This is a genomic window from Mangrovimonas futianensis, from assembly GCF_021245805.1.
GTDB classification, from domain to species: domain Bacteria; phylum Bacteroidota; class Bacteroidia; order Flavobacteriales; family Flavobacteriaceae; genus Mangrovimonas; species Mangrovimonas futianensis.
In genome coordinates, this window is sequence record NZ_JAJJNF010000001.1 from 461,087 (window position 1) to 478,702 (window position 17,616).

A 17,616-nucleotide genomic window follows, 5' to 3' on the forward strand; every position below is an offset into this window, starting at 1 on the left:
CCAATTAAAACCCTCACCCCCTTAATTCATTTTTCCATCACCCCCCCCTTACAAATGAACAATCATTTTATGTATATTCAGCATGTTAAAAATAGAATGATGAATTTATTCTTTTCGAGAAAACTGTTAGGAAAGCCAAATAAACTCCTCCTCTTATTGTCTTACCTTATAGTATTAGGTTGTAATAATAAAAAAAAGGATAGCGCTTACCACAATATTGATTCTTTAAGAGGCAGTCAAACCAATCTTAAATATACAAATGGATTTGACTTTCCTGTAGGAAAACCAGATGCAAAAGGTTATTACAATGCTCAAAAATTTACTAAAAATAATCACCTTGGGGATGATTGGAATGGTAATAAATATGGAAACACTGATTTGGGAGACCCTATTTACTCAATAGCAAATGGATATGTGGTTTTTTCTGAAAACATTGGTGGTGGCTGGGGCAATGTTATAAGAATTGTTCATTTTATTGATGATGACAAACAGGTTGAATCTGTTTATGCTCATTGTCAGGAAAGATTAGTAAAGGTTGGTGATTATTGCGACAAAGGGAAATTAATAGGAACCATAGGTAATAATGACGGAGCATATTATGCCCATCTTCATTTGGAAATTAGAAACCGTGTTGGAATGCCCATTGGTAGTGGATACTCAATTAACACTGATGGTTATTTAGACCCAACTAAATTTATAGAAGAAAACAGAAAACGACACTAAAAACGCCGCATTTTTAAAAACCTAAAACATATATATTTGTTTTACAGTGTCTTATGTTTTTTATTTGTAGCCCCACCAGGACTCGAACCTGGATCTAAAGTTTAGGAAACTTTTATTCTATCCCTTGAACTATGAGGCCGAAAACAAAAAAGCATCCCAATTCTCTCTAAGAGAAGAAAAGGAAAGCTTTCCATTGGCGTTGAGCTCATTACAAACTCTCCAACCTTTTACCCCATCTTAGACGGGATAAACAACACAACTTCTTTATATTGGAATATTTTCGTCAACCAATTGAATAACAAATATACTTCTAAATATTAAATAAACCAATTTCAAACTTCCACTATTTACCTCCTGGTAGAAATGCTTTTAAAACAAAATCGAGATTTCCTATGACCTTTGAGTATTAAAACTGGTTTAATAAAATCTACATTTGAAATTCCTAATAACTAAAGTGCTAAAATCCTCTATTTTTCAACAATAATGCCTCATGATATTTTATCAATTAATTACAATAACATACATTTACAAATTATAAAACATATGCAACACTTGGGGCAGCTACCCATTTCCACTAGGTTCATTGCATTGGAAAACTTTTTCTAAACCATTTTAATTAATTAAAAACAGATGAACACTACGCACTTTGAATTTTTAGATTACGCAGTATTTATCGCCTACGCCGTACTGATTTTAGGAGTAGGCCTTTGGGTTTCCAGACGCAAAAAAGGAGAATCCAAGAGTACCGAAGATTACTTTTTAGCAGGCCGATCACTGCCTTGGTGGGCTATTGGAGCTTCCCTAATCGCAGCAAACATCTCTGCGGAACAGTTTATTGGGATGTCTGGGTCTGGTTTTGCCGTAGGATTAGCGATAGCTTCCTATGAATGGATGGCCGCCTTGACCTTAATAATTGTTGGAAAATACTTTCTTCCCATTTTTATTGAAAAAGGAATTTATACCATTCCTGAATTTGTTGAACAGCGCTATTCTACCAACTTAAAAACCATTTTAGCTATCTTTTGGATAGCCCTTTACGTATTTGTAAACCTAGCTTCTGTACTATATTTAGGAGCTTTGGCGCTTGAGACTATTATGGGAATCCCTATGATGTATGGAGTTATAGGTCTTGGCTTATTTGCTGCAGCCTATTCGCTTTATGGTGGTCTTTCAGCTGTAGCTTGGACTGATGTGATTCAAGTGGTCTTCTTAGTTTTGGGAGGACTAGTTACAACATATCTAGCTCTTAATACCGTATCTGGAGGGGAAGGTGTTGTTGCAGGATTTGAAACTATTTTTGATCGTGCGCCCGAAAGATTTGCCATGATCTTAGATAAAAGCAATCCGTATTATAAAGATCTACCTGGAATTGGGGTCTTGATTGGTGGAATGTGGATTGCCAATTTATATTATTGGGGATTCAACCAATACATCATCCAAAGAACTCTTGCTGCAAAATCATTGAGAGAATCTCAAAAAGGAATCGTATTGGCAGCCTTCCTTAAATTAATCATCCCATTAATTGTTGTGATTCCTGGTATTGCAGCTTATGTAATGGTTAATGACCCAGAAATCATGGCCAAATTGGGAACCATGGCTCAACATAATATTCCTTCATTAGACCAAGCAGACAAAGCATATCCATGGTTGTTGCAGTTCTTACCTGTAGGACTTAAAGGTGTAGCGTTTGCAGCTTTGGCTGCAGCCATTGTTTCATCTTTGGCATCTATGTTGAATTCTACCTCAACCATTTTCACAATGGACATCTACAAGCCTTATATCAATAAAAATGCCAGTGGAACTTCCTTGGTAACCGTTGGTAGAATATCTGCTGCAGTAGCCTTGGTTATTGGAGGTATTATGGCACCATTATTAGGTGGTATAGACCAAGCCTTCCAATTTATCCAAGAATATACGGGAGTTGTGAGTCCTGGTATTTTGGCGGTGTTCATTTTAGGATTATTCTGGAAAAAAACAACCAATCAAGCGGCTATAGTAGGGGCTTTAGTTTCTATTCCTATTGCTATGTATTTTAAAGTTGCACCTAAAGGCTGGTCTGACAGTTCCATTTTTGTTGACCTTCCGTTTATGGATCAAATGGGAATCACCTTTTTATTGACAGCTATCGTAATCATTGTCATTAGTATGTTACAGAACAAAGGACAAAATGATCCTAAGGGCATCAAACTTAATAAAGAGTTATTTAAAACATCTCCTTTATTCAATATTAGTGCCTTTGCCGTTATGTTGGTGCTAGTGGCCCTATATGCCTATTTCTGGAAATAAAATTTATTTCTAATTATAATAAACTCAAAAGCCCAAGTATTAACTCTTGGGCTTTCCTTTTAATAGCACATTTTTAATTTACCCTTAAAAGACCAAATATCTTGATAATTGAATCAATTTAAATATTAAATACTGGAATTAAGTGGTAGGGAAAAAGTCACTAAACTTCAACTTTGATTTAAGAAACATATTTAATTGCTAGCTACAAAAACATATATTTATGTAATCATATAAATGAAATGAAAAAGTCAATAAACCTCATATATTTCATCCTACTGATAGTCTCCTCTTGCCATACGGCTACCTATATACATGACTTGGAATCCACACCTTACGGAATAGACTACAGAGAGGGTAAATGGCTACTTAATGATCCGAATGTGCCTTACAGCATTCAGAGAAAACAAACTAAAATAGCCTATAAATTCTTTTACAACCAATTAGGAAGTCACCTCGTTGTTGCCGATAGCCTTCCTTATGCTTTACCACATTTACCAATTAACCCGGATACCCTTCGCCTCGAAAACTTTAAAAAAATAACCCATTTTGACTATGTGATCAATATTGAAAGTAAAAGTATTGAAGATGACATAGGCAGTTTTAAAATTGGCAAACCCTATGGAAAAAGCAAGAATAGAGCCTATACCATACTACAAGTTTACGATTTGAATACTTTGGAAACCATCTACTCGAGGAAAGTCTTAGGGCAAGTTACCTTAGATGAAAAGGACAATAATGACTTAACTATAGTAAAAAGCACTAATGGTTTAATGGTAAGCGCCCTAAAAAAGATCCTCCGGAAAATCAAATAACAAGCTTGTTTTAATGATCTTCTAAGGATTGGATCAAAGACTTAAACCCACCATAAATCATCCTACTCGCATCAAAAATCAATTTCCCAGGTAATACCAATGGCGCAACAAGATCTTCCATTCTGGGGTCCAATGGGACTTTTTCATTGGCTTGGTCACGTATTATTTTGGAGGGAAAAACCGCCCTTTCTGATGGGAAGAACATCTTACTCTTACCTGTACATTACTTCCATTACAAAAAGCATTCTCCAACACCACCTTCATCTAAATAGATACTCTTAACCTGCTGATTGTCATCAAGAATGACTACAAAAGATTCAAAAATAGCAACATTCAGCAATTTATTTTTCAAAAGATATTGATAACTATAAGGGCGTTTTAAATCAAATTTCCGTTGCCTTTTCTCAGGTTCAATCAACCTTAAATAATGAAGGAAAAAAAAGTGATCTGTCATATGAGAAAATACATATATCGTTTTAATGCTATCATACTCCTCTAATAAAAGTTTCTTATCTACCCAATTTTTCCTTCTTGCATCCATCAATTTATCATAATCATCATAGGTTAGATCAATTTCTTTTAAAACGGAGTCTTTTATTTTGATACCATAACTTGTAGGATTAGAATTATGACCATCCCTATTATTTGAATAATACCAAAATTCAGGTGGAAACGCATCGTAAAAAACTTCGCTACTGTCTAAATAAATTTTATAATTTGATTTCTCAATTAAAATATCCTTTACTTGATTTAAGTAATCTGTTTTTTTTGAAATATTGGTTTTCTTTTCAAGATTATGACATGAAAATGTCAAACCAAGAAAGAGCAGAAAGAAAAGAATCTTCCTACTCAAAATACCTTGGTGATCTGTATTCATACTTAACTTTAGTTTCATAGCTGGCGCGAGCATCTTGCTCGTACCTTCCTTTTTAATTCACATTGGAAAGTAACAAAAAATCCCTCAATCACCACCAAACTTGGGCAAGTCATTATAGAAACACTGTAAATGGTATCAGGATTTATTCAATAACCTGTATAGCTATTTTAGGACGGGTCAAGGACGGGTCAACCCTACGGATATGCCATGGATAAAGTATGGATAGTGTATGACAAAGGCATCATGGAAAGAACAAGACAGAACGGAAGCATGTGGCAGAAATGGCAAAAATCAATTCACGGCACTAGGCACCGTTTGCTTTTCACCAATCACCACTTCGTTCACTTGAACGTTCTTACTTTTTGAAACGGTCATTCCGTTTTTCGAAGAACCCACCTCAACAAAATCAAAATAGATGTTTTCAACAGGTTTTTCTGGGTACCCCTCCACAACAATAGCTGTATTAGAGGCTTTGGTAAAACTTAAATTGGAAAAATAAAGATTGGAAATTTCCGAAGGAAACAATCCGCTTCCTTCCCCATGGTAATTGGAGGTAATGTAAATAGCATCCTCTACATCTTGAAAATCCAACTGATTGAAATGGATGTTTCTTATATATCCACCACGATCGGAATTGGTTTTGATATAAATGCCTCTTTTTAAATAACCACTCGCTTTACAGTTATAGGCATAAACATCTTCCACGCCAGAAGACATTTCACTACCAATCACCAAGGCATGAAGTCCTTTGAATGTGCAATCTCTTACTATAATTTGCTTAGAGGGCATATTGGCATTCCTACCATCATGATCCCTTCCTGCCTTAATAGCAATATTATCGTCACCATTATCAAAGCTCACCTTTTCTATAAGTACTAATTTGGAGTGCTCTATATCAATACCATCATTATTTTTGTTATGTGCATTGTATTTTAAATCTCTAAGGGTGATGCTGCTGCTTTTCAGTATATGGACACACCAAAAAGGAGCATCCTCAATGGTTATCCCTTCAATTAATATATTTTTGGATGAGACAAATTGAATCAATTGCGGTCTTAAATAAAAACCCTCACCAAAAACACGTGCCTCAAGCGACTGTTCTTCATGGTTCATCTTTCGGCTCAAATCCTTTCCATCGCCTTCCTTAGACTTCCAAGTTGCCCAAACACTGCCGCCATCTCCATCTATGGTTCCTTTTCCAGTAATACTGACATCTGTTAGATCTATTCCATAAATGAAGGGACTGTGATTGTATAACATGGTGCCTTCCCAACTAGTCAAAACATTGGGATAATCTTTCGGATTGTCTCCAAAAGTAATTTTTGAACCCTCTTCCAAATGAAGATTCACATGACTCACAAAATGAATGGGCCCATTTACCTTGAAGTTTCCCTTCGGAACAACTAACATACCTCCGCCATGTTTAGATAGATAAGCCATGGCCTTATCAAAGGCTTTTTTGTTATTAAACTTTCCATCTCCCTTAGCGCCGAAATCCAATACATTAATTTGATAATTTGGAGTTTGAGGCAGTTTAATCTGCTTTTCTATATTGACAATCACAGAATCCTGCACATTTGTTTGTGAATAGCATAAATTAATCATGCCAATCCAAAAAACAAACACAAATGACTTGAATGCCTTCATAAAGATTTTGTATCCAATAAATGGTTTGCTTTCATCCAGGCTTCACATTGCTTTGGCCAACTTGTGTGCGTTCCTTCCCTGCCCAATCCAAATCCATGACCACCATCCTTATACACATGCATCTCAGCTGAAATGCGATGCTTTCTTAGCGCCATATAGTAATTGATACTGTTTTCAACAGGCACAGAACCATCATCGGTGGCGTGTACTAAAAAAGTCATGGGCGTGTTGGCAGTTACTTGTAGCTCATTTGAATATTGCTCCACATCCACTGCTGAAGCATTGGCACCTATCAATCTCGATTTAGATCCGGCATGGGTAATACCATCCTTCATTGAAATAACCGGATATATTAAAATAGAAAAATCTGGTCTAGCGCTTACATTATCATGTTTATAAACCTCTCTATCATATTGTGTGGACAAAGTAGAAGCCAGATGTCCCCCGGCTGAAAAACCTATTATCCCGATCCTTTTTTCGTCTATACCCAAATCAGCGGCATGCTTTCTCACATACCTTACAGCCTCCTGAGCATCTTGTAAGGGGCCAATTCGTCTATCAGTCATAATCGCATCTGAAGGTAATCGGTAATTTAAAATGATAGCGGTGACTCCCAAGTCATTAAGCCAATGGGCTATTTTCACTCCTTCTTTCTCACTAGATAAATACTCATATCCACCTCCTGGAAAAATGATAACAGAAGTACCATTTGCCTGCGCTGGTTTAAAAATTTGAAGGGTGGGCGTAGATACTTTAAAAGTTTTCGTCTTCACCGTGTCTTCAAAATCATAAGTTTCTTGATAGTTGTTATCTTCTATGGAATTTGGGACTTCCTGAGCCCATAAATTAACCTCTTCGGTTTGACTATTCACAAGATTCATAAATATCATAAAAAACAATATAGAAATTCGTCTAAACATCTTACTCCTCTTCTTTTATAAAATTAGTAAACTCTGGAACCTTATTTTTTAATTCCGCCACTGCCAATCTTGCAACCTCTGTTGCTCCTTCAATTGATAAATGGGTATCGTCCTCTTTTCCTTCTGGATAATAAGCGATTTCGTTTGGCGCATAATATAAATGTAATTTTTTGGATGCTTCAACCCCATAACGTTCTTCCATCTGTTCGGTGGCATATTGCAAGTCGATAAATGGCACCTCAAATTCTTGGGCAACTAATCTTACTTCCATGGGATAATCTCCATGGGTATCGACCAAGGTGCCATCTTCATTAAAATTACGTCTTACTATGGAAGAAAACAATACCGGATGAGCTCCCTTTTCTCTTGCCTCTTGAACAAATTTGATTAAATTATATCTATAAGCGGTATGCGGATTTGTATATCGTAGTGAATCATTTTCCTTCTGGTCGTTATGGCCAAATTGGATAAAAACGTAATCACCTCTATTTAATTTGGAATATACTGAATCCCAGCGTTTTTGTTGGATAAAGCTTCGAGTACTCCGCCCATTCACCGCGTGGTTTTTCACAACCGCTTTGTCATTCAAGAAAATGGGCAGTAACTGACACCAACCCCTTTCAGGGTTTTCTTCCGGATTCACTTTATCGGCCATGGTGGAGTCACCTATGGTGTGAATGGATACCGTTTCTTGGATTTCCTCAGTTAAAACTGGTTCAGGAACTTGCTCTTGTTTACATGCTATAAAAAGTATCAACACCAATAATAAGCTCCATTTATAATTATAATATTTCATACCATTCTTTTTTGTCGTTGGGGAGTCCGTTCCCCAAAACATGTTTTAATGTATATTGTTCTGCTTCCTTACTTGTTAATTGATGTGACCATTGCACACGCTTTTTAGGTGCAAATCCTTTTCCTGAGTTGCTATATTCCCCATAAAAAGCTGTTTGCTCCGCTTCTGGTTTGGACCAATTGTGCCAACCTTCTGGTAAAATATGGCTTCCCAATGTGCAATTGATGAATACGGTTTGCGCATAAATTCGCCAAGGCCTGCCTAAATAAACCTCTGTAACTCCGGCGTCGGCAGTTAACTTACAGTCTTTAAAAACATATCCAAATTCTGATTCTTGAGGCGTGGAAGCTGCAGTCACATAAGAATTCTTTTTGCTATGAATTTGACAATTTTCAAAATAGGCGGTGGCACTTCCAAAGATAAAGTCTGTGGTACCCTCTATATAACAATCCTTATAATATTGTTTCCCTTTGCCAGAAGCATAAAGGGTATCCTGATTTCCTAAAAGTTTGCAATTGATAACAGCTACCTCATCAGAAAAAACAGATAAAGCCACGGCTTGTCCTACTTCGCCTGAAGAATTTTCAATAGTCAAGTTTTTAAGCACTACATTATTGGCTTCCACCAAAAGCGTATAAGTATAAAAAGTGCTATTTCTACCAAGACCTATTTTATTAAAATAATCATCATAGGTAATAATGGTACCTTCCTTACTTTCTCCAATAATTGATAAGTTGGTGTTCCACTCATGTACCTTAATTTTTTCCTTGTACACTCCATTTTTGATAAAAATTGTTAGTCGATCATAAGGAAATGCCTTGGTATTGTTTATAGCCTCTTGAATGCTTGTATAATCTCCAGTACCATCCTTTGAAACTACTATCTCATGTGAACTTTGAGTTCCTTTAGATTTGGAAAACACATATTTCTTTTTCCAATTTGGGTAAACTTCCAATACCATTGAAGGCGCATCTGTATACCATCGATAACCATTTCTTCTTTCAGCACCAATTTCTGAAAGCTTATATTTTTTAACACCATCCCGATCGCAGAAAAAAGGTGTATTGTCATCCAACTCCATAAAACGTCCCCATAATGGTGGAGCATCCTTATCAGCAATCATGACTTTATCAACTACCCGGCCATTGGCATCATAGGTTCGTTCTTGGCGAAGTCCCAAAACTTTATTGTTTTCAAACCAAGTGACTGCACTGTTTACTGCGTTAATAACTTCTATGGAAGGATTTTCAACTGACATTAATAGCTTTACAATTCCCACAGACTCAGCGCCACTCAAAGAAGGTAATTCATAGGCTCTCGCTTTGGCAGGTTCCAAAGTCACCGCATCATGTTGGGCACACCAACCTGTAAGAATCCCATTTTGTTTGTATTGCGTGTTGAGAATACAATCAATACCCTTCTTAAAGGCTTCATTTACCCTTTCCAATTGTTCTTTTGAAGGTTTAATAGAGTAATAATCGGAGTTATTTCGTAATTCCAATAACAAATTCATGATATGAACCATGGAGTCGTCATTATAGGTAATATGTGAATAATACCCTTTTTTTAAGGGATAAAATTGTGGCCACCCCCCATTCTCATACTGCGCTTCCAAAATATAACCCAATCCCTGCAAAAAGCTCTTCTTATAACGCTCATCAGCAGTCTGAGCATACATCTTAGAGAGGAACAACATCTCTTGGGTTGTTGCTCCATTATCCGTGGTGGCTTCCAAACCGGTAGATTTTAAGGCTTCCAATTCCTTCTTTTCTGCATTGGAAAGCGTTAAATGCATGGGTACATTTTTAGGCCACCCACCTATATCCCTTTGATAAAGCAATACATTTTCAGCAACCTGTTTGGCTTCATTGGTGGCAAACCAAGAAACTTCCTTTTGGTAAATAACCTGTTTCCATAAGCGATCATGTACTTGAGCCATCAAGCTTGAAACACCCATAAAACCAAATATTAAAAGCCATATATATTTTGTGAATTTCACTTTCATGTTCTGTTTTTAAAGTTAAGCTAATTGCGGCTTTCAATCATTTCCAAACTCCCAATAGGAACCCTGGTAAATTCCACTTCTTCTTTATTGACTGAATAGGACACATAAAGAAATCCTTCATGTACCATAGATTTGGGATAATGATATCCCAAGCGCTTGTATTTTCCTTGATAACGTAGGGGCTGAATAACACCTTCTCCCTTTCGCAATAAAAAAGCTGTATCAAAATGCTTTCCATTTTTGCTCAAAGTGATTACTAAAGGCATGCGCACTTTGGAACGAACAGGATTATTCACCAAATAGGCTGTACCGTTAGGTAAATTCCCTGCACTCTGTTTTGAGCGCGAATCCGGCATAATCGTTAATTCTGGCTGAGACCAAGTTTCTCCAGAATCATCACTGAAGGATGCCATAGAATAAAAAGAACTAAACTGATCTCTAAACATCATGACCAAGGTGCCGTCTTCTTGTACAAAGGCACTAGGCTCAATTTCTCTAGAAACATCATTTTTAATTGCATTATTTGTAAACTCACTGCGCTTCCAACCACCAACACCAGAAGCATCATCTGTATAAATGGGAGAAGCATTTAATCCAGGTTGAAAGTGAGCTGCATTGATAATACGACCATTTTCTAAAGCAAACGGATCTTGCTCAAAAATTCCTTGAATAGGTTCTCCATCGCTCATCAAAACGGGCTCTCCCTCAGACCAATGAATCCCATCCAAACTAGTTTTATAATAGGCATATCCTCCTTCTGGAGTCAACTTAGATGGCCAATAATTAAAATAGGCTATCAAGGTATCTCCGTGTTTCCACCAGCCTCCAGATGTACTGTAACCTTCGTCTTGGGATTCTTGAAGGACCATAGGTTCAGTCCATGTTTTTCCATCTAAACTTCTACTATAGGCCACCCACGTATCTTCGGAATCTTCACCCGTTTGGGAACTTTGCCATTGACAGTACAAATACCCTTTGAATGCAGTCATCACGGCTCCATTGCTGAAGTGATCTGAGCTATCTGATGGTTTAAACACTGTAAAAGTTTCAATTTCTTTGGGATAATTCAATCCTAAATCAGCCACCTTTAAAGAGTCAAACAAATCCTCCTTCACGGTAAATGCAAGCTCTTTTGGTTTATGCATTTGACAACTTTGAAACAAGAGAAGACAAACTAAACAAATTGTTATGCTATATATAATACGGTGTGACTCCTTCATTATTTTGTAAATCGAATCCAGTCAATATCTAGACTCCCCGAGTCATTAATAATGCCCTCACGCAATGCCATGAAACCTACCTTGGCTCCTATCCATTTACCTTCTCTAGCCGTAAACGTTTCTCCAAGTTTTGTAAACTTTTTATTATTTAAACTGTAATAAAAATCACAGTGACCTCCTTCACTCACTCGCACCTGCAGATATATGGTATTCGTCTTCAATTTTACTTTTTCACCAGTTCTCTCCTTAGTCCCTTTATCAGCATCCATGCAAGTTACCTGAGACAGAAATAAGTCTCCATTCTCCTGTTTCATTTGAAGATAACTGTAATCCAACCCCATAACCAGGAAACCAACTTTTTCGCCATCGTGACGTGCATTAAAAGTCACTTTTGAAGTAGCTGTAAAAGTTTCCGCCGGGAATTTTTGTAATAATAAATTGGGCACCTCATGGATATTGTTGGCCTCTTCAGAAAGGGGTCTACAATACATGGTAAAATGTCCCATCGATGTTGGAAATCCCCAATACACCTGGTTATTTGCCTGCCACTGCCATTGCAACCCTACTTTTGGTGTGTTAAATTCATCTGAATCTGGCGGTGTAACAATGTTATATGTCTTACCTACATTGGGCTTTTTATACGTAGTTACAGGCTCCCCAACACCATCCTTGGATTGATTGACTCCCATTACTGGCCAGTCCTTTTCCCAATGCATGGGTTGCATGTGTACAATACGTCCGTAAGCCCCTTTATCTTGAAAATGGATAAACCAATCCTCTCCAGTTTGGGTTTCTACCCAAGCTCCTTGATGCGGACCATTAATGTCTGTTGCTCCTTGATGTAGAACTTTCTTCTTCTCATAAGGTCCGAATACGGATTTTGACCTTAAAATGGTTTGCCAACCGGTAGCTACCCCTCCTGCGGGTGCAAAAATGTAGTAATAGCCATTTCGTTTATAAAATTTAGGCCCCTCAATGGTATCTTCTCCATCATGGCCATCAATAATCATCACTTCATCATCATTGGTTTTGGTTCCTTCATCGTTCATAGAAGCGATAACCAAAAGGCTTTTAATTCCAGCGCGACTTCCTGCAAAAGCATAAGCCAAATAAACCTGACCATCATCATCCCATAGCGGGGTAGGGTCAATGAGTCCGCGACCTCCTTTAACCAAAACAGGTTCAGACCAAGCAGCTTTTGGGTCTTTGGTTTTAATCATATAAATTCCAAAATCGGGATCTGGATAATAAATATAATACTCCCCATTGTGATATCTAATACATGGTGCCCACACGCCTTTACCATGTTGGGGTTTGTCAAATACATCCAATGGCACTTGTTTAGGAAGTGCATAATTCACCAAATCCCAATTCACCAAATCCTTGGAATGAAGAATGGGTAAACCCGGAGTACAGGTAAACGACGAAGCCGTCATATAATAATCATCTCCCACACGCACCACATCGGGATCGGAATAATCGGCGTGCAAAATAGGATTGGTATAAGTTCCATCGCCATTATCGGAAACCCAAACCTGTGACACATTCTTTGTTTGGGAATATAAATTCCCTATTATAAATAAACTTGCTAGAACAACTATTTTTTTCATAAATCTATGATACGTTTTTCTTGATGACTCCTAAGAGCAGCCTCAATAATTTTTATAACCAAGGAAGCTTCTTCTGCTGTTACAGGAAGGTTTTCCTGATTTTTTATGGCTTTTGAGATTTGGTCATAATAAGCCATATAATTGCCTATTTCGGTCGCTTGATGAGTTTTAATGGATTGACCATTCTTCATATAATGCAGCCAACCTTGCTCTTTTTCAGGCTCCACACCCCAGTATTCGGTATTTGGTTTGACACCCTTTTGAAGTGCAGCTTCTTGTATATCGGCCTTCGATTTCAAAAAAGACCCCTTGGTTCCATGAACACTATAGGCTGGCAAAGGCTCTCTAACAAAATAGCTTGATTTTAAAGTCACGTAATGATGTGGATAATACAGTTTGACATCAAAATAATCAACCACTTTCGAGTGCTCTCGGAAACCATCCAAAGTAGCAAACACACTTTTTGGCATCCCGAAAAGTTGAATCGCCTGATCGATAATATGGGAGCCGAGATCGTACAAGCTTCCCACTCCTTCGGTCGGGGTCTCTTTATGCACCTTATAACTCAAGGCAGGCTCAAAACGGTCATAATGAAATTCGGCCTCAACTATATCTCCTAAAACTTCTTGTTCAAGAACTTTCTTTACGGTTAAAAAATCACTATCCCATCGTCTATTATGAAAGACCGAAAGTAATACTTGATGTTCTTTCGCCAATGCCATTAACACTTCAGCTTCTTTAGAGGTGACAGTAAATGGTTTTTCAACAACCACATGCTTCCCCGCCAAAATGGCTTTTTTGGTGAATTCAAAATGGGTGATGTTGGGTGTATTTACAACTACCAAGTCAACCTTCTCATCAGCTAGAAGTTCCTCTAAAGTTCGAAAAGTTTTGATGCCTGGATAGGTTTCTTCTGCCAAATTTTTTGATCGCTCCAAGACCCCATATAAATTAAAATCGGGATGTTCTTCAATAAATGGTGCGTGAAACACAAGTCCACTCATTCCAAAAGAACATAAAGCAGTATTAATGGAAGCCATGATTTGTTACTATTTACCCAATTCTAAAGCGGCCATGATAAATGGGCCGGTCCCTTTTGGGTCATTAGATCTTATTTTCTCTCCAATATAATATTCAAAAGTTCCATCACGATAAGGGTTACCACCCAAACCAGCTACTGAACAACATTGATTTAGATTAACCACACCTGAATCTTCAACTGTAATAAAAGTATCCAGAATTCCTTGAAAACCTTTGTCGGCATATGCTTTAAAAGATTCAGGAAGATACCCCTTATTAACTCCTTTTGCCAAAGTATAAGTAAACATAGAAGTTCCGGTAGCTTCCAGGTAGTTTCCTTCTCTATCTGGGAGATTTAGCACTTGATACCATGCCCCACTTTCATCTTGATACTTCACTATGGCTTCTGCGTATTGATTTAGGTAAGTAAGCAAACGGTCTCTACCTTCATAATCTTCTGGTAAAACATCCAAAACGTCTACCATGGCCATTCCATACCACCCCATACCTCGTGACCAGAAATGTTGCGATAAACCGGTTTCTTTATTCGCCCATTTTTGTTCTTTACTTTCATCCCATCCATGATAGTACAAACCAGTTTCAGAATCCCGGCTGTGCTTTTCAATTAAATCAAACTGAAGCATTATTTTATCGTAAACCTTTTTGGCTTCTTCAGGACTCATAAAGGTTTTGGCATATTTGGTATGAAATGGTTCTGCCATATAAACACCATCCAACCACATTTGAAATGGATAAACTTTTTTGTGCCAATATCCGCCTTCAGAAGTTGTAGGCTGTCCTTCTAATTGTTTATGAAGGGTATCCATGGCTTGTTTAAATCTAGGTTCTTGTTTGTTTTGATAGAGATAATAAATGGCATCTCCGGACTTAATCATATCCAAGTTGTAGTTTGATATCTTATAGGTTTCAATTGAGCCATCTTCATGAATCATTCTATTTCCATAATCATAGATATAGTCATAGAGTTTTTGATTGTGAGTTTGCTCATAAACTCTAGACATGGCCTGCAATACCAAGCCATTGGTATAACTCCATCTAGGTTTTTCTCTAAAATCGAGTAAGGTAGGATCTGGAAAACGTTCAATCTCTGAAAGCGCCATTCGTTCTGACCACTTCAAGGTATCAGCCACGATTTGTTCAGATAAAGATTCCTTTGTTTCAACTTGCTTTTTTTGGTCCTTACAACTTAAGAAAAGACCAAGGGTTAAAACAATTGCTACCGATAGTTTATTCATCATCTTAATTTTGCTTTTTATCATACTTTTTGATAACCAAATATTTCAATTCTGTTTCACCAGCATTACTAATACCATGCATGCTATTTGACGGACAGTATAAACTTGTATTAGGTCCAACGACTTGTTCTTTTCCATTTAAATAGAATTTAGCTGTCCCTTCCAAAACATAAAAGAATTCATCTTCAGCATGTTTGTGAGGTGCATGGGTTGATTTTCCAGGAGAAACCACACTCATTTTTATGGTTCGTCCATCCAAAAAATCCTTGTCGGCAAACCAATATTGATATCCAACTTTGGTAGGAACCGCTTCCTCTTGTGAAAAAGTATTGACACAGTCTTCAATAGTCCATTGTTTTTCTTGGGCACACAAGAACTGGATTCCTAAGGATAGACATCCAACAAGAAAAATTTGGACACTCCTTTTCATTACATCTTATTATTAGAATTCAATTCTGCCAACAACCCATCTAAATAGGCCTCAAACTCTTCTTTGTTTTTGATACCATCGGATTCCTGTTCCCAAGCACCTAAAAAGTAAAAGGAAATAGGTTCTGTTGTTGGTTTAAATTCTACCAAATAATCAAACTCTCCTTTTTTGACTTCCGCAGTAGTTGCGACCTCATAAAAAACCGCCATCCCTAATTTATCGGGCACCAAAGTTTGTTCGCCATAAGTAGCAATATATCCCCATTTTTTGTTATCACTTAGTTTTTCCAAATAGTCCACTTCGTGATTGATAATTCCTGTTACAATACCATTTACTGCTTTAGAAGGTTTAATGGTGTGCTTAGTATATCTTTTATCTGGCTGAATACTCAAGGTAGATTTCAAATCAATACTTTCATCACCTGTTTTCCATCCAAAGTAATTGACATGAACAGTAGATAAGGCATCAGAATTTTCTACGGAAGCAAAGGTTGAATCGACTTCTTGGAAATGCTGCACTTCATTATTGACTAATCTACCTAGGGAACCTACTCCCAAACCTTTGCCAACCTTAAGTATATCTTGCCCCCAGGGTTCTGGCTCATGATAGGAATCAAATCCATCTTGCCCCACTTGGGCCAAAACCATGGTATCGGTTTTTTTACCAAAAATATCAATAGCATTTCGCCAATCTAAATACAATCTATACCCTACTTTGTTACTCTCCCAACCTGGACCTTCATATCGAATGTACCACGAGTGATCAGTATGTTGTTCTGGAACTTTAAGATTATCAACATTTTTAAAAGAGGTGCCATTGGCATATTCCTTATGGCCTCTCGGCCCATCCACCCATTCACCTCCTTGTGCAATGGCAATTTCGGCATAGGTTTTAGGGATAGACTTTTCCGCCTGTTCTACTACAACATCTTCATCAGGAGTTTCTTTCTTTTCATTTTTACAAGCCAAGAACAAAGCTCCAAGACATATTACAACAATATAATTTCGTTTTTTCATAGGGTTTAATTTTTCTTTAATGTCTTATCTAAAAATACACTAATATGGTTTAAAGTCTTCTCAAACCATGGGTGAAACAACCAGAAAGAATGAGGACTCCCTGGCAATGTATAATGATCACTAAAAATATTATAGTTATCTAATTTTTTAGTCATATCGTCCCTTCCAGCATGGAATCTGGGAAACGAACTACTGATAAACAAAATAGGCGGGGAATTTTTGGAAACATGGTTAATAGGGGAAGCATTTTCCCAATTTTCTTGAGCCTCTTCATAAACACCTCCCAACCAAAAGGCTGCCATATCTCCTTCTGATGATTCTGGATGCCTAAAAGCTAGCACGCCATCAATATTCACAACAGCTCGAACTAAATCAGCTTCCAAATAACCTACCAAAGTGGCTATTTGAGCCCCAGCCGAAGCTCCTAAAACGACTATATTGTCTTTATTAATTTGATATTCTTTAGCATGTTTTCTAATAAAACGAAGTGCTTCTGTAACATCATCTATAGCTGCCGGGTATTTAGCTTCATCTGATAGACGATATTCCACGGCAAAACATTGGTATCCTTTTAAAGCTAAGTGGGCTGCTAAAGGCGCCATCAATTTTTTATCTCCCGATTTCCAACCTCCACCGTGAACCAAAATAATAGCAGGGGTATTGGATACAGATGTATTCTCATAACGATCTAAATGCAACTTTCGGTCACCTATGGTTCCATAAACCAAATTTTTCTGAATTTTCAAATTAGGTGCTTCAGGTATTGCCACCTCTTTGATATCTGGATGCTTTTTAACCAATTTCTTGTAGGTAGAGGCTACAGTATAGGATGTATCCTTTTTAATTTGCTGAAAAGCCATTCCATAGGAAGTCAACAACATTATCAAACATATGATTGGAAATTTCACTTTCATACCATTTCATCTAAAAAATAAGCCTGACAGCTATCAGGCTTATTTAAAAAACAACATTTCAATTCAAACTAATTTATAGTAAAC

The 17,616-nt window shown here is 37.2% G+C and carries 15 protein-coding genes and 1 tRNA gene; 3 read left to right on the forward strand and 13 right to left on the reverse strand.

The window, feature by feature from the left end; translation table 11 throughout:
* Positions 1-96: 96 nt before the first annotated feature.
* Entirely contained in the window at positions 97-723 is a 627-nt protein-coding gene (locus LOK78_RS02025) for a M23 family metallopeptidase (RefSeq protein ID WP_232633336.1), read from the forward strand.
* A 67-nt stretch (positions 724-790) separates the two neighbouring features.
* Here the strand turns inward: LOK78_RS02025 and LOK78_RS02030 are convergent.
* A tRNA-Arg gene (locus LOK78_RS02030) sits at positions 791-862 on the reverse strand.
* Positions 863-1,353: 491 nt separating this feature from the next.
* Between LOK78_RS02030 and LOK78_RS02035 the strand changes: the two genes are divergently transcribed.
* Together LOK78_RS02035 and LOK78_RS02040 are read left to right on the forward strand one after the other, a co-directional pair.
* The gene (locus LOK78_RS02035) at positions 1,354-3,009 is read left to right on the forward strand and encodes a sodium/sugar symporter (protein ID WP_166957864.1); all 1,656 of its coding nucleotides are present in this window, start codon (positions 1,354-1,356) and stop codon (positions 3,007-3,009) included.
* A gap of 239 nt (positions 3,010-3,248) precedes the next feature.
* The gene (locus tag LOK78_RS02040; RefSeq protein ID WP_232633337.1) at positions 3,249-3,821 is read left to right on the forward strand and encodes a hypothetical protein; all 573 of its coding nucleotides are present in this window, start codon (positions 3,249-3,251) and stop codon (positions 3,819-3,821) included.
* Positions 3,822-4,053: 232 nt separating this feature from the next.
* Here the strand turns inward: LOK78_RS02040 and LOK78_RS02045 are convergent, their stop codons facing one another.
* From LOK78_RS02045 to LOK78_RS02100, 12 genes are all read right to left on the reverse strand, one after another.
* Entirely contained in the window at positions 4,054-4,698 is a 645-nt protein-coding gene (locus tag LOK78_RS02045) for a hypothetical protein (RefSeq protein ID WP_232633338.1), read from the reverse strand.
* Positions 4,699-4,989: 291 nt separating this feature from the next.
* Positions 4,990-6,345 (reverse strand): glycoside hydrolase family 28 protein, encoded by a 1,356-nt coding sequence (locus LOK78_RS02050; protein ID WP_232633339.1) that lies wholly within the window; start codon positions 6,343-6,345, stop codon positions 4,990-4,992.
* Positions 6,342-7,226: an alpha/beta hydrolase gene (locus LOK78_RS02055; protein ID WP_232633340.1), complete on the reverse strand. Its 885-nt coding sequence runs from the start codon at positions 7,224-7,226 to the stop codon at positions 6,342-6,344. Before LOK78_RS02055 ends, LOK78_RS02050 begins: the two co-directional genes overlap by 4 nt.
* 40 nt (positions 7,227-7,266) lie before the next feature.
* On the reverse strand, positions 7,267-8,061 hold the full coding sequence (locus tag LOK78_RS02060; RefSeq protein WP_255673731.1) for a rhamnogalacturonan acetylesterase: 795 nt from the start codon (positions 8,059-8,061) through the stop codon (positions 7,267-7,269).
* Positions 8,048-10,066, reverse strand: a complete 2,019-nt coding sequence (pelA, locus tag LOK78_RS02065) for a pectate lyase (protein WP_232633341.1) — start codon at positions 10,064-10,066, stop codon at positions 8,048-8,050. Before pelA ends, LOK78_RS02060 begins: the two co-directional genes overlap by 14 nt.
* A 20-nt stretch (positions 10,067-10,086) precedes the next feature.
* Complete coding sequence (locus LOK78_RS02070) at positions 10,087-11,211, reverse strand: sialidase family protein (protein WP_232633342.1); 1,125 nt, start codon at positions 11,209-11,211, stop codon at positions 10,087-10,089.
* A 74-nt stretch (positions 11,212-11,285) separates the two neighbouring features.
* The gene (locus tag LOK78_RS02075; protein ID WP_232633343.1) at positions 11,286-12,896 is read right to left on the reverse strand and encodes a glycoside hydrolase family 43 protein; all 1,611 of its coding nucleotides are present in this window, start codon (positions 12,894-12,896) and stop codon (positions 11,286-11,288) included.
* On the reverse strand, positions 12,893-13,936 hold the full coding sequence (locus tag LOK78_RS02080; RefSeq protein ID WP_232633344.1) for a Gfo/Idh/MocA family oxidoreductase: 1,044 nt from the start codon (positions 13,934-13,936) through the stop codon (positions 12,893-12,895). The genes LOK78_RS02075 and LOK78_RS02080 overlap by 4 nt, the downstream gene beginning before the upstream one ends.
* A 9-nt stretch (positions 13,937-13,945) precedes the next feature.
* Positions 13,946-15,175, reverse strand: coding sequence for a glycoside hydrolase family 88/105 protein (locus tag LOK78_RS02085; protein ID WP_232633345.1), 1,230 nt, complete (start codon positions 15,173-15,175; stop codon positions 13,946-13,948).
* Between the two features lies 1 nt (position 15,176).
* Positions 15,177-15,602, reverse strand: coding sequence for a cupin domain-containing protein (locus tag LOK78_RS02090; protein ID WP_232394120.1), 426 nt, complete (start codon positions 15,600-15,602; stop codon positions 15,177-15,179).
* Positions 15,602-16,618, reverse strand: coding sequence for a DUF4861 family protein (locus tag LOK78_RS02095; RefSeq protein ID WP_232633346.1), 1,017 nt, complete (start codon positions 16,616-16,618; stop codon positions 15,602-15,604). The genes LOK78_RS02090 and LOK78_RS02095 overlap by 1 nt, the downstream gene beginning before the upstream one ends.
* 5 nt (positions 16,619-16,623) lie before the next feature.
* The gene (locus LOK78_RS02100) at positions 16,624-17,532 is read right to left on the reverse strand and encodes an alpha/beta hydrolase (protein WP_232633347.1); all 909 of its coding nucleotides are present in this window, start codon (positions 17,530-17,532) and stop codon (positions 16,624-16,626) included.
* Positions 17,533-17,616: the final 84 nt, after the last annotated feature.

Excerpts from the sequence above, each read along its gene's own strand:
- LOK78_RS02025 (WP_232633336.1), top strand. The coding sequence starts at position 97 with ATGATGAATTTATTCTTTTCGAGAAAACTGTTAGGAAAGCCAAATAAA.
- LOK78_RS02035 (WP_166957864.1), top strand. The coding sequence starts at position 1,354 with ATGAACACTACGCACTTTGAATTTTTAGATTACGCAGTATTTATCGCC.
- LOK78_RS02040 (WP_232633337.1), top strand. The coding sequence starts at position 3,249 with ATGAAAAAGTCAATAAACCTCATATATTTCATCCTACTGATAGTCTCC.
- LOK78_RS02045 (WP_232633338.1), bottom strand. The coding sequence starts at position 4,698 with ATGAATACAGATCACCAAGGTATTTTGAGTAGGAAGATTCTTTTCTTT.
- LOK78_RS02050 (WP_232633339.1), bottom strand. The coding sequence starts at position 6,345 with ATGAAGGCATTCAAGTCATTTGTGTTTGTTTTTTGGATTGGCATGATT.
- LOK78_RS02055 (WP_232633340.1), bottom strand. The coding sequence starts at position 7,226 with ATGAATCTTGTGAATAGTCAAACCGAAGAGGTTAATTTATGGGCTCAG.
- LOK78_RS02060 (WP_255673731.1), bottom strand. The coding sequence starts at position 8,061 with ATGAAATATTATAATTATAAATGGAGCTTATTATTGGTGTTGATACTT.
- pelA (WP_232633341.1), bottom strand. The coding sequence starts at position 10,066 with ATGAAAGTGAAATTCACAAAATATATATGGCTTTTAATATTTGGTTTT.
- LOK78_RS02070 (WP_232633342.1), bottom strand. The coding sequence starts at position 11,211 with ATGCATAAACCAAAAGAGCTTGCATTTACCGTGAAGGAGGATTTGTTT.
- LOK78_RS02075 (WP_232633343.1), bottom strand. The coding sequence starts at position 12,896 with ATGAAAAAAATAGTTGTTCTAGCAAGTTTATTTATAATAGGGAATTTA.
- LOK78_RS02080 (WP_232633344.1), bottom strand. The coding sequence starts at position 13,936 with ATGGCTTCCATTAATACTGCTTTATGTTCTTTTGGAATGAGTGGACTT.
- LOK78_RS02085 (WP_232633345.1), bottom strand. The coding sequence starts at position 15,175 with ATGATGAATAAACTATCGGTAGCAATTGTTTTAACCCTTGGTCTTTTC.
- LOK78_RS02090 (WP_232394120.1), bottom strand. The coding sequence starts at position 15,602 with ATGAAAAGGAGTGTCCAAATTTTTCTTGTTGGATGTCTATCCTTAGGA.
- LOK78_RS02095 (WP_232633346.1), bottom strand. The coding sequence starts at position 16,618 with ATGAAAAAACGAAATTATATTGTTGTAATATGTCTTGGAGCTTTGTTC.
- LOK78_RS02100 (WP_232633347.1), bottom strand. The coding sequence starts at position 17,532 with ATGAAAGTGAAATTTCCAATCATATGTTTGATAATGTTGTTGACTTCC.